We start from the raw sequence: 15337 nt of genomic DNA, 5'->3' as shown, positions 1-15337 counted from the left end.
GTCGACCATGGCAAGACCACCCTGGTTGACTGCCTGCTCAAGAATTCCGACACGCTGGGCGAGCGCACGGTGCTCGCCGAGCGCGTCATGGACAGCAACGACCAGGAAAAGGAACGCGGCATCACCATCCTGGCCAAGAACACGGCCATCAAGTGGAATGGCAACCGCATCAACATCGTCGACACCCCCGGACACGCCGACTTCGGCGGCGAGGTGGAGCGCGTGCTGTCGATGGTCGACTCGGTGCTGATCCTCGTCGACGCGATGGACGGCCCGATGCCGCAGACCCGCTTCGTCACCCAGAAGGCCTTCGCGATGGGCTTCAAGCCGATCGTCGTGGTCAACAAGGTGGATCGCCCGGGCGCGCGTCCGGAGTGGGTGATCGACCAGGTGTTCGACCTGTTCGACAAGCTCGGCGCCACCAACGAGCAGCTGGATTTCCCGATCGTCTATGCCTCGGGCCTGAACGGCTACGCCGGCCTGGAAGACACCGTGCGCTCGGGCGACATGACCCCGCTGTTCGAAGCGATCATGAAGTACGTGCCGGTGCCGGACGTGGATCCGGAAGGCCCGTTCCAGATGCGCGTCAGCCAGCTGGACTACAACAATTTCGTCGGCGTGATCGGCATCGGCCGCGTGCAGCGCGGCAAGGTCAAGAAGAACCAGCCGGTCATCGTGATCGACCGCGAAGGCAAGAAGCGCCAGGGCAAGGTCCTGCAGGTGCTGGGCTTCATGGGCCTGGAACGCATCGAGGTCGAGGAAGCCCAGGCCGGCGACATCATCGCCATCTCCGGCATCCAGGAACTGACCATCTCCGACACCGTCTGCGCGCTGGACACCCCGGAGGCGCTGCCGGCCCTGACCGTGGACGAACCGACCATCTCGATGACCTTCCAGGTCAACAACTCGCCGTTCGCCGGCAACAAGGACCTGTCCGGCGGCAAGTTCCTGACCAGCCGCCAGCTGAAGGAACGCCTGGAGCGCGAGACCGTGCACAACGTGGCGCTGAAGGTCGAGCTGCTCGAAGACGCCGACAAGTTCCTGGTCTCCGGCCGTGGCGAGCTGCACCTGTCGGTGCTGATCGAAACCATGCGCCGTGAAGGCTACGAGCTGGCCGTGTCGCGCCCGGAAGTGATCATCAAGGAAATCGACGGCCAGCTGATGGAGCCGATCGAACAGCTGGTGGTGGACATCGAAGAGCAGCACCAGGGCGGCGTGATGGAAAAGCTGGGCACCCGCAAGGCGCTGCTGGAAGGCATGGAGCCGGACGGCAAGGGCCGCGTGCGCCTGGACTTCAAGATCCCGGCGCGTGGCCTGATCGGCTTCCAGAACGAGTTCAAGACCCTGACCCAGGGTTCGGGCCTGCTGTTCCACGTGTTCGACCACTACGGTCCGAAGGAACAGGGCGCCATCGCCAAGCGCCTGAACGGCGTGATGATCGCCAATGCCCCGGGCGCCACCCCGGCCTACTCGCTGGGCCCGCTGCAGGAACGCGGCAAGCTGTTCGCCGCCGAAGGCGACAACGTGTACGAAGGCCAGCTGATCGGCATCCACTCCAAGGACAACGACCTGACCGTCAACGCGATCAAGACCAAGCCGCTGACCAACATGCGCGCTTCGGGCAAGGACGATGCGATCCAGCTGACCCCGGCCATCAAGTTCTCGCTGGAACAGGCCCTGGACTTCATCGATGACGACGAGCTGGTGGAAATCACGCCGAAGGAAATCCGCCTGCGCAAGAAGTTCCTGACCGAAAGCGACCGCAAGCGCGCCTCCCGCGCCGGCTGATCGACTTGTCCGCGCGCAAGCCCTACAACCCGGATCCGCATGCGCATCCGGGACTTGCCGCCATCGCACTGCTGGAAGCGGTCAAGGCCGTGCTGGCCTTCCTCGCCGCCGCGGGCCTGGAGATCTCCGGGCCCGCTCCCCTGCGCAACATCGTCAATACGCTGATCCGCCGCGTCGGTGCCGATCCGGAGCACGGCTCGTTCTCCACGCTGCTGGACATGATCACGCCCGACACCGTGCACGTCGGCGCCATCGCCCTGGTCGCCTACGGCCTGCTGCGCTCGCTGGAAGCCTGGGGCCTGTGGCGCGCCAAGGCCTGGGCTTCGTGGCTGGGCTGCATTTCCGCGGCGTTGTACCTGCCGCTGGACATCTACGCCATCGTCCGCCATCCCGGCTGGGCCTCGTGGCTGCTGCTGGCCGTCAACATCCTCGTGGTCTGGGTGCTGGCCAGGGACATCGGCAAACGCCGGCCGCCGGCCGCGCGCTGAAGATCGATCCCCCGGGGAGCCTTGCGGCGGGGACAGGTTCGCGCGCGACCTCTCCTTGCCGGTCTGCGCCAGACATCGCACTGAACCGCACGCGGCGGCACTCCGGCCATGGATGCCGGCATGGCCCCGGGCGTGGGTTTGCCAAGGCTGGCCCGGCCCGATAGCCTGCGCGGCATGCGGCCCATCCCGAAGCATTCCCGACTGCTCCTGCCCATGCTGGCGGCAATGCTGTGCTGCGCCTGCCAGCGGACCTCCAGCGCCACCCCGGCAGGCGAACCGCCGTTCCCCTACCAGGAAGCCGGCATCGCCGAGCTGCAGGCGCGGATCACCGCTGGCGAGCTCGACAGCGTCACCCTCACCGACGCCTACCTGCGCCGCATCGCCCTGCTCGACCGCGCAGGCCCGGCGCTGCGCTCGGTGATCGAGATCAATCCCGCCGCGCGCCGTGAAGCCGCCCAGCGCGACGCCGAACGCCGCGCCGGCCGTATCCGCGGCCCGCTGCACGGCATGCCGATCCTGCTCAAGGACAACATCGGCGCCACGCCCATGCACAACACCGCCGGTTCGCTGGCGCTGAAAACGTTCCGCCCACGGCGCGACGCCTTCCTGGTGCAGCGCCTGCGCGAGGCCGGCGCGGTGATCCTGGGCAAGACCAACCTGAGCGAATGGGCCAATTTCCGCTCCACCGGCTCGACCTCGGGCTGGAGCGCGCTGGGCGGCCAGACCCGCAACCCGTATGCGCTGGACCGCAACCCCTGTGGTTCCAGTTCGGGCAGCGCCGTGGCCGTCGCCGCCAACCTGGCCGTGGCTGCCATCGGTACCGAAACCGACGGCAGCATCGTCTGCCCGGCAGCCGTCACCGGCATCGTCGGACTCAAGCCGACCGTGGGCCTGGTCAGTCGCGATGGCATCATCCCGATTTCCTTCAGCCAGGACACCGCCGGACCGATGGCGCGCAGCGTTGCCGATGCCGCGCTGCTGCTGGCAGCCATGGCCGGCCGCGACGAATCCGACCCGGCTACCGCGACGATGCCCGGGCGGGCCGTATACGACTACGGTGCACGCCTGCGCCCTGACGCCCTGCACGGCGCGCGCATCGGCGTGCTGCGCAACGCGCTTGCCGAGCGCGCGGAGATCAAACCGCTGCTGGACCAGGCAGTGGCGGCGATGCGTGCCGCCGGCGCCACGGTCATCGACACCGCCCTGCCCAGCGAGGACGGCTGGGAAAAGGACGAGCAGACGGTTCTGTTGTACGAATTCAAGAACGGGCTGAACCGCTATTTCCAGCAATGGCGCACCCCGGTGGCTTCGCTCGGCGCCCTGATCGCCTTCAACGATGCCCACGCATCGCAGGAGCTGCACCTCTTCGGCCAGGAACTGCTGCTGCAGGCCGAACAGGCCGGCTCGCTCAACGATCCGATCTATATCGCCGCACGCGGCAACGCCCGCCGCCTCGCCGGCGCCGAGGGCATCGACGCCACGCTGCGCGCGGACCGGCTCGATGCGTTGATCGCCCCCACCACCGGCGCGGCCTGGCGCACGACGCCGGGCAAGGGCGACGACTACCCTGGCGGCAGCTACGGCGCCGCCGCCGTGGCCGGCTACCCCAGCCTGAGCGTGCCCATGGGCCACGCCAATGGCCTGCCGCTTGGGTTGCTGTTCATGGGCCCCGCATGGAGCGAACCGCGCCTGCTGGAACTGGGGCACGCCTACGAACAACTGACCCGGGCACGCAGGCCGCCGGCGTTCGCACCCACGCCGTAGGGGCGGCTCCGCAGGGCCGCGCCATCGCCGCGACACCCTTCATCCGCAAGACCACGGTCGCGCGCAGAACGCCGCCTATGCGTCGACGCTACCCTGCTTGCGCACGATCGCCATGGCGATCTCCAGCGACTGCTCGTAGTTCAGGCGCGGATCCACGCTCGAGCGATAGGCCCGCTCCAGGTCCACCTCGGTGAGCTCGCGCGCGCCCCCGGTGCACTCGGTGACGTCCTCGCCGGTCAGTTCCAGGTGCACGCCGCCCAGGCGCGTGCCCGCCGCCGCATGCAGGTCGAAGGACAACTCCACCTCACGGCGGATATTGTCGAAGCGACGGGTCTTGTAGCCGTTGCTGGTGCTCTCGGTATTGCCGTGCATCGCGTCGCACACCCACAGCACGCGCCGGCCGTCGCGCCTCACCGCATCGAGCAGCGGCGGCAGCTTGTCCGCGATCTGCGCCGCGCCCATGCGATGGATGAAGCTCAACCGGCCCGGCTCGTCGTCGGGATTGAGCGTATCGATCAGGCGCAGCAGCTGATCCGGCTGCACCGATGGCCCCACCTTGATCGCGATCGGGTTGCGCACCCCGCGCAGGTACTCCACGTGCGCTCCATCCAGTGCCGCGGTGCGCATGCCGATCCACGGATAGTGCGTGCTCAGGTTGAACCAGCCATGCTGGCGCGGTACCTGCCGGGTCAGCGCCTGCTCGTAGGGCAGCAGCAGCGCCTCGTGGGAGGTGTAGAAATCGACCCGGTTGAGGTTGTGCACCTGCGCGCCGGACAGCGTCTCCATGAACCGCACCGCATCGCCGATGGCGCCGACCATCTTCTGGTATTCCGCCGCCAGCGGCGAACAGCCCATCCAGCTCAGGTTCCAGTACTCGGGGTGGTGCAGGTCGGCGAAGCCGCCATCGATCAGCGCGCGCACGAAATTCATCGTCAGCGCCGAACGCGAATGGGCGACGATCATGCGCTGCGGATCGGGCACGCGCGCGGCCTCGGTGAACTCCGGCGCATTGATCACGTCTCCGCGATAGCTGGGCAGGGTCACCCCGTCGCGGGTCTCGGTGTCGGCCGAGCGCGGCTTTGCATACTGCCCGGCGAAGCGCCCGACCCGTATCACCGGCCTGCGCAGTCCGTGCACCAGCACCAGGCTCATCTGCAGCAGCACCTTGAGCCGGTTGGAAATCGTGGCGGACTCGCAGTCGGCGAAATTCTCGGCGCAGTCGCCACCCTGCAGCAGGAAGCGCTTGCCCTCCTGCGCCTCGGCCAGCTGCTGCTTGAGCGCGAGGATCTCCCACGAGGTCACCAACGGGGGCAGCTGGCGCAGCTGCGCCAGCGCCGCTTCCAGCGCCTGCGGATCGGGATAGGTCGGCATCTGCAGCGCAGGCCGCCCACGCCAGCTGTCCGGCGCCCAGTTCGATGCGGAGGCGGCCGGGGACAAGGAGTGGGACAGGTTCATGCGCTTACCGTTGCGATGCGTGGGAGGAATCAGAGAATCGGGGAATCAGAACAGGCGCGTCCTGCGCGTGCGCAGCCCGGCATGCAGGGCCCAGGCGCCAAGCAGCGCGAACCACACCAAGCTCCACATCGGCATGCTCAGGCCGAGGAACGTCCAGTCGATGTTGCCGCAGTCGCCCGTGCCGGTAAGCACGGTACGGAACACCTCGAACGGCCCCATGGTCTCGCTGAGGAAGCTCAACGGCGGACCACAGCTGCTGCCCAGCTCCTTCGGCAGCAACTGCACGTAGACGTGACGCCCGGCGATGCCGGCGCCCACCGCCGCGGCGATGAACGCGAATACGCCATAGAGGCTGCGACCGCCGCGCGACGCGGGCCCGTGCAGCGCGCCCAGCAGGAACACCAGGCCCAGCGCGGCGAAGGCGATGCGCTGGAAAATACACAGCGGACAGGGCTCCAGCCCCATCTTCAACTGCATCCAGATGGCGAACGCCAGAAGGCCCGCGCAGGCCAGGAAGCCCAGCAGGCACTGCGCGCGGAAACTCCACCGCAAAGGATTCATCACGTCGTTCCGGATCAATGATCGGGCAAGCGTAACAGGCCGGCCGCCGCAGGACAGCATCGCCACGCATGATGATCCCGCATGAGCGCACGTCCGGCCTTGTCCAGCGCAAAGTTGCGGGGGAAGCGCCCTGGCCGGCGAAAAGCCATCCCACCGCCGGCCGCTGCCTGCTCGCATCCGGCCATCGACACAGCATGCGGCATCCTCTGTCGGCCAACCGCTCCAGCCATGCACGAGCGCATTCGACGGGATCCCGCATTCTCCAAAAGCAGAAAGCCCGGCCAGGGCCGGGCTTTCTGTTTCAGGCGTGATTGCAGCGGAAGGCGCGATTACTCGGCCACTTCCTCGGCAACGGCAGCCGGACGGTCCACCAGCTCGACGTAGGCCATCGGCGCATTGTCGCCGGCGCGGAAGCCGCACTTCAGCAGGCGCAGGTAGCCGCCCGGACGGGTAGCGTAGCGCGGGCCCAGGATGGTGAACAGGTTGCCGACGGCTTCCTTGTCACGCAGGCGGGCGAACGCCAGACGGCGGTTGGCGACGGAGTCGACCTTGGCCAGGGTGATCAGCGGCTCGGCGACGCGGCGCAGTTCCTTGGCCTTCGGCAGGGTGGTCTTGATCAGCTCGTGCTTGAACAGCGAGGCGGCCATGTTCTTGAACATCGCTTCGCGGTGGGCGCTGGTGCGGTTGAACTTGCGGCCCGACTTCTGGTGGCGCATGGGTCTATTCCTTGGTCAATGATGGGTCGTTGGACGTCGTTGTCGCCATCCTGGCGTTGCTGCTTGGACTGCGGATGGTCCTGGCCGCCCCTTCCGTGGACGACCGGCGCAGCGGCGTTGCAGCCGTCAGCGCGGGTGTTGCAGTTGCAAGGTAAAGCGGGAGCCACGGCTCGCGCCGCGTCTGCTCCCCGCCCGGCACAGCGCGCCGGGTTGTTCGCCAACGCCAGCCGTTGCCTGCAAGGCAACGGCTGGGCAGCTTTTACTTACCCCAGCATGCCGTGGGCGGAGACGCCGGCCGGCGGCCAGTTCTCCAGCTTCATGCCGAGCGACAGGCCACGCTGGGCCAGCACTTCCTTGATCTCGGTCAGCGACTTCTTGCCGAGGTTCGGGGTCTTGAGCAGCTCGACTTCGGTCTTCTGGATCAGATCGCCGATGTAGTAGATGCTCTCGGCCTTCAGGCAGTTCGCCGAACGCACGGTCAGCTCCAGATCGTCGATCGGGCGCAGCAGCACCGGATCCACGCCGTTGTTGGCCGGCTTGGCCGCACCGCGGTCGCGGTGGGTGAAGTCACCGAACACCGACAGCTGATCGCTGAGGATGTCGGCCGCAGTGCGGACGGCTTCCTCGGCATCGATCGTGCCATTGGTTTCGATATCGATGACCAGCTTGTCCAGGTCGGTGCGCTGCTCGACGCGGGCCGCTTCCACGGCATAGGCGACGCGGCGGACCGGCGAGAACGAGGCGTCCAGGACCAGACGGCCGATGGCGCGGGTTTCTTCGTCCGGACGACGACGCGACGCCGCCGGCTGGTAGCCGAAGCCACGCTCGACCTTCAGGCGCATGTTGATCGCCGTGTCCTTGGTCAGGTTGCAGATGATCTGCTCGCCGTTGAGGACTTCGACGTTGTGGTCGACCTTGATGTCTGCGGCAGTCACCACACCCGGACCCTGCTTGGACAGGGAGATGGTGGCGCTGTCGCCGGAATGCATGCGGATGGCCACGTCCTTCAGGTTGAGCAGGACTTCGAGCACGTCCTCCTGCAGCCCTTCGACCGTGGTGTACTCATGCAGCACGCCGTCGATCTCGACTTCCGTGATGGCGAAGCCCGGGATGGACGACAGCAGCACGCGACGCAGGGCATTGCCCAGCGTATGCCCGTAACCCCGCTCCAAGGGCTCGATGACGACCTTGGCGCGGGTGTCGGTAAGGCGTTCGATCTGCGGACCGCGAGGACGCAGAACCTGGTTGGCGGTAACCGTCATGTTGCGGGTTCTCCTAGTGAACCCCCGGCCGTCGCCGGGGGTTCTCCAATGTGAATTACTTCGAGTACAGCTCGACGATCAGCGCTTCGTTGATGTCCGCCGGCAGGTCGGCGCGATCCGGAACGGCCTTGAACACGCCGCTGAACTTCTTCGAATCGACTTCAACCCACGACGGGCTCAGGTCATGCTGTTCGGCGATGGTCAGGGCTTCCTGCACGCGCAGTTGCTTGGCAGCCTTTTCCGACAGGGCGATCGCGTCGCCGGCCTTGACCTGGTACGAAGCCAGGTTGACCGACTTGCCGTTCACGGTGACGCCGCGGTGCGAGACCAGCTGGCGGGCAGCCGGACGGGTCACGGCGAAGCCCATGCGGTAGACGACGTTGTCCAGGCGGGTTTCCAGCAGCTGCAGCAGGTTCTCGCCGGTGTTGCCCTTCTTGGTCGAGGCCTTCTTGTAGTAGTTGCGGAACTGGCGCTCCAGCAGGCCGTAGATGCGCTTGACCTTCTGCTTTTCACGCAGCTGGGTGGCGTAGTCGGACAGCTTGCCCTTGCGGGCGGTAGCGCCGTGCTGGCCGGGCTTCTGCTCCAGCTTGCACTTGGAGTCCAGCGCACGGGCCGGGCTCTTCAGCGACAGGTCGGCGCCTTCGCGACGGGCGAGCTTACAGGTAGGACCGATATAACGAGCCATTTCTTATCGCTCCCTTTAGACGCGACGCTTCTTCGGCGGACGGCACCCGTTGTGCGGGATAGGCGTCACGTCGATGATGTTGGTGATCTTGTAGCCGACGTTGTTCAGCGAACGCACGGCCGACTCACGGCCCGGACCCGGACCCTTGATGCGGACTTCCAGCGACTTCACGCCGTAGTCCAGCGCGGCCTTGCCGGCCTTTTCGGCGGCGACCTGCGCGGCGAACGGAGTCGACTTGCGCGAACCGCGGAAGCCGGCACCACCGGAGGTCGCCCAGGACAGTGCATTGCCCTGGCGGTCGGTGATGGTAACGATGGTGTTGTTGAAAGAAGCGTGGACGTGGGCGACGCCATCGGTGATGACGCGCTTGATCTTCTTCTTGGTCTTAGCAGCAGCGGGCTTAGCCATTTTCTAGGGTCCCTTACTTCTTAAGCGCCTTGCGCGGACCCTTGCGGGTGCGGGCGTTGGTCTTGGTGCGCTGACCACGCAGCGGCAGGCCGCGACGGTGACGCAGGCCGCGGTAGCAGCCCAGGTCCATCAGGCGCTTGATGGCGATGCCGACTTCACGACGCAGGTCGCCTTCGACGATGTACTTGCCCACTTCCAGGCGCAGACGGTCGATTTCCGGCTCCGACAGATCGCGGATCTTGGTGGTCGAAGCAACGGCTGCGGCTTCGCAGACCTTCTTCGAGCGGGTACGGCCGATGCCGTAAATGCTTTGCAACCCGACCCAGACGTGCTTCTGGGCTGGCAGGTTGACGCCTGCAATACGCGCCATGACGCGGTTCTCCAGCTGAGTGATGGCCGAATGCGCACCGCGTGGCGCGCCATTCCGGCAGGATGGATCAAAAAAGTGAACTAGCGATTCTAACAAGGCCTCGGTTTGCTTGGAAGTCCGTGGAACACAAAGTTCCATGGACCCGGCGTGGGGAGTGTGCCCATGCTCCGGCGCCGGATGTGCCTGGCAGGGAGATTTCTCTCCAAGCCGCCCGCGCTACTCCCGCGCGGAACAACCACATCACACCCCCACCCGAGACCGCTGCGGGGGCCGCCCTTCTGTCTTGAAGACCTGCCCCGGGAACCAGGGCAATCTTCGCGCTATGAAGCGGAAAGTATAGCGGGAGAATCAGCCGCGCGCAAAACCGCCGCGGTTGCCGCCCTTCAGGTTCGCCTTCTTCAGCAGGCTCTCGTACTGGTGCGACATCAGGTGCGCCTGCACCTGGGCGATGAAGTCCATCACCACCACCACCACGATCAGCAGCGAGGTGCCGCCGAAGTAGAACGAGGCATTCAGCTGCGTGCGCATCAGTTCCGGCAGCAGGCAGACGATCACCAGGTACAGCGAGCCGGCTGCCGTCAGGCGGGTCAGCACGGCGTCGATGTATTCGGCCGTGGCCTTGCCCGGACGGATGCCTGGGATCAGCGCGCCCGACTTCTTCAGGTTGTCTGCGGTTTCCTGCGAATTGAACACCAGCGCGGTATAGAAGAACGCGAAACCGGTGATCAGCGCGGCGAACACGATCATGTGCAGCGGCTCGCCCGGACCCAGTGCGTTGGCCACTTTCTGCAGCCAGGTCGCCGAGCTAGCCTGGCCGGACCACATCGCCAGCGTGGCCGGGAAGGCCAGGATGCTGGAGGCGAAGATGGCCGGGATCACGCCGGACATGTTCAGCTTCAGCGGCAGGAACGAGGTCTGGTTCATGTAGGCATTACGGCCACCCTGGCGGCGGGCGTAATTGACCGTGATGCGGCGCTGGCCGCGCTCGACGAACACCACGAAATAGGTGAACGCCAGCACCACGATGACGATCAGCAGCAGCGAGATGAAGCTCATGTTGCCGTCGCGGTAGGCCTCCAGCGTGTGGATGACCGCGGCCGGCAGGCCGGCGACAATGCCGGCGAAGATGATCAGCGAGACACCGTTGCCGATGCCGCGCTCGGTCACCTGCTCGCCGACCCACATCAGGAAGATGGTGCCGGCGGTCAGCGCGACCACGGCGGTGAGCACGAAGCCCATGCCCGGCGCGTAGACGACCGGCGCACCGCCCGGCGACAGCTGGTTCTGCAGCGCCAGGGCGATCGAACCGCCCTGCACGATGGCCAGCAGCACCGCGCCGATGCGCGAATACTGGGTGATCTTGCGGCGGCCCGACTCGCCTTCCTTCTGCATCGCCTTGAGCGCGGGGAAGATATGGACCGCCAGCTGCATCACGATCGATGCCGAGATGTACGGCATCACGTTCAGCGCGAAAATACTGAAACGGTGCAGGGCGCCGCCCGAGAACATGTTGAACATGTCCACGATACCGCCGCCCTGCGCCTGCATCAGCGCAAGCATGGCATCGGGATTGACGCCCGGCACCGGCACGTAGCAGCCGATGCGATAGACGAGCAATGCCCCGACTACGAACAGAAGACGCTGGCGAAGTTCAGTGAACTTGCCCATTCCGCCCGCGAGGTTACCGATGCCAGCTTGCGCCATGTTCCAGTTACTCCTGTACGCTGCCGCCGGCAGCTTCGATCGCAGCCTTGGCGCCGGCGGTAGCCGCCACACCCTTCAGGGTGAACGCCTTGGTCAGCTCGCCCTTGAGGACGATCTTGGCCTTCTTGGCGGTCGTCGGGACCAGCTTCGCGGCGCGCAGCGCAGCGAAATCGATCTCGCCGGCTTCCAGGCGGTCCAGGTGGTAGGACAACACTTCAGCGGTGTCCTTGGCCATCTTGGAACGGAAGCCGATCTTCGGCAGACGGCGCTGCATCGGGGTCTGGCCGCCTTCGAAGCCAGCCTTGATCTTGCCGCCACCCTTGCGGGCGAACGAACCCTTGTGGCCGCGACCGGCGGTCTTGCCCAGGCCCGAGCCGATACCGCGGCCGACGCGGGTGCGCTCGGTGCGGGCGCCCGGTGCCGGGCTCAGTTCATTGAGACGCAGAGTCATGATCGATTACTCCTCAACCTTGACGAGGTAGTGAACGGTATTGATCAGGCCGCGAACCTGCGGGCTGTCCTTCAGTTCACGCACATCGTTGAGCTTGTTCAGACCCAGCGCACGCACCGACAGGCGATGACGCGACTGGGCTCCACGCAGGCCGCGCACCAGGCGCACCTTCACGGTCTTGTTGGACTCATTAGCCATGGTTGAGTTCCTCCACCTTCTTGCCGCGCTTGGCCGCGATGCGCGCCGGCGACTGCATGCCAGCCAGGCCCTTCACGGTGGCACGCACCAGGTTGATCGGGTTGCGCGAGCCGGTGGCCTTGGCCAGCACGTTCTTCACGCCGACCGCTTCCAGCACGGCACGCATGGCGCCGCCGGCGATCACGCCGGTACCTTCCGAAGCCGGCTGCATGAACACGCGGGCCGCGCCGTGGCCGTCCTTGACGGTGTGCCACAAGGTGCCGTTGTGCAGGTCAACACTGACCAGGTTCTTGCGGGCCTGTTCCATCGACTTCTGGATGGCGACCGGCACTTCGCGCGCCTTGCCATAGCCGAAACCGACCTTGCCTTCGCCGTCGCCGACCACGGTCAGGGCGGTAAAGGTGAACTGGCGACCGCCCTTGACGGTCTTGCTGACGCGGTTGACCGCGACCAGCTTCTCGATCATGCCGTCGTCGATCTTCTCTTCGCGGTTACGGTCGCGATCGCGACCCCGCTGCTGACGCTCTTCTGCCATGTTGATTCCTTGGTTGTTGGGTATGTACGGCTCGAGGCCGCTTATGGTTGTGGAGTGATGCGTTGTTCCGGTGGACCGCTGCAGAAGAGCGGCGCCGTCCGGCCTCATTCAGGCCGGCGAGCAGGCGGGCAGGAGCGCGAACGCCCCTGCCCTTGTGCCTTAGAACTGCAGACCGGCCTCGCGCGCGGCATCCGCCAGGGCCTTGATGCGGCCGTGGTAGCGGTAGCCCGAACGATCGAAGGCGACCTTTTCGATGCCGGCGGCCTTGGCGCGCTCGGCAACGATGCGGCCAACCTTGGCGGCGGCGTCGGCGTTCTTGCCGTTCTTCAGGCCGTCCTTGACGTCGGCCTGGGTGGTGTTGGCGGCAGCCAGCACCTTCGAGCCGTCGGCGGTGAAGACCTGCGCGTACAGGTGCTGGCCGGTACGCAGCACCGACAGGCGCGGCACGCCCAGGGTACGGATGTGCGAACGGGTCGACTTGGCGCGACGCAGGCGAGCGATGTTCTTGTTCATGATCTTTATCCTCGAAAGCTGAAAGCTGTGCTTTTCCCGAAAAGTCCGCACACGGATGCGCAGACTTTTGCGAAGGATCCGCCTTAGGCCTTCTTGGCTTCCTTGCGAATGATGTTCTCACCGGCGTACTTCACACCCTTGCCCTTGTAGGGCTCCGGCGGACGATAGCCACGGATCTTGGCAGCGACTTCGCCGACCACCTGCTTGTCCGCCCCCTGCACGACGATTTCCGTCTGCGTCGGGGTGGCCAGGGTGATGCCTTCCGGCGCCACGAACACGACGGGGTGCGAGAAGCCCAGCGACAGGTTCAGGTCCTTGCCCTGCATGGCAGCGCGGTAACCCACGCCGACCAGCTCCAGCTTCTTCTCGAAGCCTTCGGACACGCCATGGACCATGTTGGCCAGGATCGAACGCACGGTGCCGGTCAGCGCGTCGAAGGAGATGTCCTTCGGATTCAGCGTGACGACGCCATTGTCGATGGTGATTTCAACGCCAGCGGACTTGTTCAGCGACAGGGTGCCCTTCGGGCCCTTCACGCTCACGGATTCCGACTGGATGTTCAGCTCAACGCCCTTGGGCAGGTTGATCGGCTTCTTGGCTACGCGGGACATGTTCTACTCCTTCTCGCTTAGGCCACGAAGCACAGGACTTCACCGCCGACGCCCTGCTGGCGCGCCTGCGCATCGGTCATGATGCCCTTGGAGGTGGAAATGATGGCGATGCCCAGGCCGTTGAGGACCTTCGGCAGCTCGCTCTTGCCGCGGTACTGGCGCAGGCCCGAACGCGAGAAGCGCTTCAGGGTCGCGATGACCGGCTTGCCTTCGAAATACTTCAGGACGATTTCCAGCTCGGCCTTGTTGTTTTCCAGCTGGTTGACGCGCAGGTCGGTGATGTAACCCTCGTCCTTCAGGACCTGGGCAATCGCCACCTTGATCTTGGACGACGGCGCTTTCACCGTCTGCTTGCCAACCGCGGCCGCATTCTTGATGCGGACCAGCAGGTCGGCGATGGGATCAGTCATGCTCATGTAGATACCTTTGAGTGCACCGATATCCGCTTTCGCGAAAATCTCGAGTTTTCCCGGGATGGGCCGGGGCCCCTACCAACGTCACCCACACTTTCGAGCGGGCAAGACGCGGGAGTATACGACAAAAAGTCCGACTTGCGTCGGACTCCCTGTATTGCCGGCGGGTTGCCCTTCCGGCCCGCCGGCCGGGCCTTGCGGCCCGGCACGGAGGTTTCTTACCAGCTGGCCTTGCGCAGGCCCGGCACGTCGCCACGCATGGTGGCTTCGCGCAGCTTGTTGCGGCCCAGGCCGAACTTGCGGTACACGCCACGCGGACGGCCCGACAGTTCGCAGCGGTTGCGCTGGCGGGACGGCGACGAATCGCGCGGCAGCTTGGACAGCTTGGCCGCGGCTTCGATCTTCTCTTCGTAGCTCGCGTCCACCGAGGACACGATCTTCTTCAGAGCCGCACGCTTGTCGGCGTACTTCTTGGCCAGCTTTTCCCGCTTGATGTCGCGGTTGACCATGGAGGTCTTTGCCATTTCGGTTTCCTCGACGGATCAGTTACGGAACGGGAACTTGAACGCTGCCAGCAGCGCCTTCGCTTCCGCATCGGTCTTGGCGGTGGTGGTGATGGCGATATCCATGCCGCGGATCGCATCGACGGCGTCGAAGTCGATTTCCGGGAAGATGATCTGTTCCTTCACGCCCATGTTGTAGTTGCCGCGACCGTCGAACGAACGACCCGACACGCCGCGGAAGTCACGCACGCGCGGCAGCGAGATGTTGATCAGGCGATCCAGGAATTCGAACATGGTGTTGCGGCGCAGGGTGACCTTGCAACCGATCGGCCAGCCATCGCGGATCTTGAACGAAGCCACCGAGACGCGCGACTTGGTGACCACCGGCTTCTGGCCGGTGATCTTGGTCATGTCGGCCACGGCGTTCTCGAGCACCTTCTTGTTGGTCGCGGCTTCGCCGACGCCCATGTTGACGGTGATCTTGACCAGCTTCGGCACTTCCATCGGATTGGTGTAGCCGAACTGCTTCATCAGCGCCGGCACCACTTCTTCCTTGTAGATTTTTTCGAGACGGGAAGTCATCAGCTCATTCCTCAGGCGTCAATCGCCTCACCGCTGGAGCGGAACACACGCAGTTTGCGTCCATCCTCCAGCACCTTGAAGCCAACGCGATCGCCCTTGCCCGAAGCCGGGTTGAGGACATTGACGTTGGAGATATGGATCGAAGCTTCACGCTCGACCACGCCGCCGGCAACACCTGCCTGCGGGTTCGGCTTGGTGTGGCGCTTGACGATGTTCACGTTGGCGACGACCACGCGGTCGCCGTCGACGCGGACGACTTCGCCCTGCTTGCCCTTGTCCTTGCCGGTGTTGACGACGACCTGGTCGCCCTTCTTGATACGGTTAGCCATG

At 65.4% G+C, this 15337-nt stretch carries 20 protein-coding genes; 3 read left to right on the top strand and 17 right to left on the bottom strand.

What is annotated here, in order from left to right:
• The 3 genes from typA to ABB22_RS05845 form a co-directional block, all read left to right on the top strand.
• Positions 1-1788 (top strand): translational GTPase TypA (typA, locus tag ABB22_RS05855; protein ID WP_057505102.1); only part of this gene is annotated, 1788 nt, incomplete at its 5' end.
• 5 nt (positions 1789-1793) lie between these two features.
• Positions 1794-2276 carry a DUF2127 domain-containing protein gene (locus ABB22_RS05850; protein ID WP_055767532.1) on the top strand — a complete coding sequence of 161 codons (483 nt, stop codon included), beginning with the start codon at positions 1794-1796 and terminating at the stop codon, positions 2274-2276.
• Positions 2277-2450: 174 nt separating this feature from the next.
• Positions 2451-4040: an amidase gene (locus tag ABB22_RS05845; RefSeq protein WP_055768480.1), complete on the top strand. Its 1590-nt coding sequence runs from the start codon at positions 2451-2453 to the stop codon at positions 4038-4040.
• A 75-nt stretch (positions 4041-4115) separates the two neighbouring features.
• On the opposite strand, the gene ABB22_RS05840 is transcribed toward ABB22_RS05845, so the two are convergent.
• The 17 genes from ABB22_RS05840 to rplX all read right to left on the bottom strand — a co-directional run bounded on the left by ABB22_RS05840 (position 4116) and on the right by rplX (position 15336).
• Positions 4116-5495 (bottom strand): class II 3-deoxy-7-phosphoheptulonate synthase, encoded by a 1380-nt coding sequence (locus tag ABB22_RS05840; RefSeq protein WP_055767528.1) that lies wholly within the window; start codon positions 5493-5495, stop codon positions 4116-4118.
• A 45-nt stretch (positions 5496-5540) separates the two neighbouring features.
• Entirely contained in the window at positions 5541-6056 is a 516-nt protein-coding gene (locus tag ABB22_RS05835; protein WP_055767525.1) for a disulfide bond formation protein B, read from the bottom strand.
• A gap of 329 nt (positions 6057-6385) precedes the next feature.
• Entirely contained in the window at positions 6386-6772 is a 387-nt protein-coding gene (rplQ, locus tag ABB22_RS05830) for a 50S ribosomal protein L17 (protein WP_055767523.1), read from the bottom strand.
• Between the two features lie 263 nt (positions 6773-7035).
• A complete protein-coding gene (locus ABB22_RS05825; RefSeq protein WP_054663357.1) occupies positions 7036-8034 on the bottom strand; it encodes a DNA-directed RNA polymerase subunit alpha in 999 nt (332 codons plus the stop codon).
• Positions 8035-8089: 55 nt separating this feature from the next.
• Complete coding sequence (gene rpsD, locus ABB22_RS05820) at positions 8090-8719, bottom strand: 30S ribosomal protein S4 (RefSeq protein WP_054663355.1); 630 nt, start codon at positions 8717-8719, stop codon at positions 8090-8092.
• A 15-nt stretch (positions 8720-8734) separates the two neighbouring features.
• The gene (gene rpsK, locus ABB22_RS05815) at positions 8735-9127 is read right to left on the bottom strand and encodes a 30S ribosomal protein S11 (RefSeq protein ID WP_054663352.1); all 393 of its coding nucleotides are present in this window, start codon (positions 9125-9127) and stop codon (positions 8735-8737) included.
• 13 nt (positions 9128-9140) lie between these two features.
• On the bottom strand, positions 9141-9497 hold the full coding sequence (rpsM, locus tag ABB22_RS05810; protein WP_055767520.1) for a 30S ribosomal protein S13: 357 nt from the start codon (positions 9495-9497) through the stop codon (positions 9141-9143).
• 348 nt (positions 9498-9845) lie between these two features.
• Complete coding sequence (gene secY / locus ABB22_RS05805) at positions 9846-11201, bottom strand: preprotein translocase subunit SecY (RefSeq protein WP_055767517.1); 1356 nt, start codon at positions 11199-11201, stop codon at positions 9846-9848.
• A 7-nt stretch (positions 11202-11208) separates the two neighbouring features.
• Positions 11209-11652, bottom strand: coding sequence for a 50S ribosomal protein L15 (rplO, locus tag ABB22_RS05800; protein WP_055767516.1), 444 nt, complete (start codon positions 11650-11652; stop codon positions 11209-11211).
• Between the two features lie 6 nt (positions 11653-11658).
• Entirely contained in the window at positions 11659-11850 is a 192-nt protein-coding gene (rpmD, locus tag ABB22_RS05795) for a 50S ribosomal protein L30 (protein WP_004145412.1), read from the bottom strand.
• Positions 11843-12385 carry a 30S ribosomal protein S5 gene (gene rpsE / locus ABB22_RS05790; protein ID WP_055767513.1) on the bottom strand — a complete coding sequence of 181 codons (543 nt, stop codon included), beginning with the start codon at positions 12383-12385 and terminating at the stop codon, positions 11843-11845. Before rpsE ends, rpmD begins: the two co-directional genes overlap by 8 nt.
• 159 nt (positions 12386-12544) lie before the next feature.
• The gene (rplR, locus tag ABB22_RS05785) at positions 12545-12898 is read right to left on the bottom strand and encodes a 50S ribosomal protein L18 (RefSeq protein ID WP_055767510.1); all 354 of its coding nucleotides are present in this window, start codon (positions 12896-12898) and stop codon (positions 12545-12547) included.
• Between the two features lie 83 nt (positions 12899-12981).
• Complete coding sequence (gene rplF / locus ABB22_RS05780; RefSeq protein ID WP_055767507.1) at positions 12982-13509, bottom strand: 50S ribosomal protein L6; 528 nt, start codon at positions 13507-13509, stop codon at positions 12982-12984.
• Between the two features lie 17 nt (positions 13510-13526).
• Positions 13527-13925 carry a 30S ribosomal protein S8 gene (gene rpsH, locus ABB22_RS05775; RefSeq protein WP_055767504.1) on the bottom strand — a complete coding sequence of 133 codons (399 nt, stop codon included), beginning with the start codon at positions 13923-13925 and terminating at the stop codon, positions 13527-13529.
• A 215-nt stretch (positions 13926-14140) separates the two neighbouring features.
• The gene (rpsN, locus tag ABB22_RS05770; RefSeq protein WP_054663332.1) at positions 14141-14446 is read right to left on the bottom strand and encodes a 30S ribosomal protein S14; all 306 of its coding nucleotides are present in this window, start codon (positions 14444-14446) and stop codon (positions 14141-14143) included.
• 18 nt (positions 14447-14464) lie between these two features.
• On the bottom strand, positions 14465-15007 hold the full coding sequence (rplE, locus tag ABB22_RS05765) for a 50S ribosomal protein L5 (protein ID WP_054663329.1): 543 nt from the start codon (positions 15005-15007) through the stop codon (positions 14465-14467).
• A gap of 11 nt (positions 15008-15018) precedes the next feature.
• A complete protein-coding gene (gene rplX, locus ABB22_RS05760; protein WP_055767501.1) occupies positions 15019-15336 on the bottom strand; it encodes a 50S ribosomal protein L24 in 318 nt (105 codons plus the stop codon).
• Between the last annotated feature and the right edge of the window lies 1 nt (position 15337).

Origin of the sequence: Stenotrophomonas nitritireducens, assembly GCF_001431425.1 — a bacterium.
Lineage (GTDB): Bacteria > Pseudomonadota > Gammaproteobacteria > Xanthomonadales > Xanthomonadaceae > Stenotrophomonas > Stenotrophomonas nitritireducens.
This window is presented reverse-complemented; position numbering and strand designations above follow the sequence as displayed.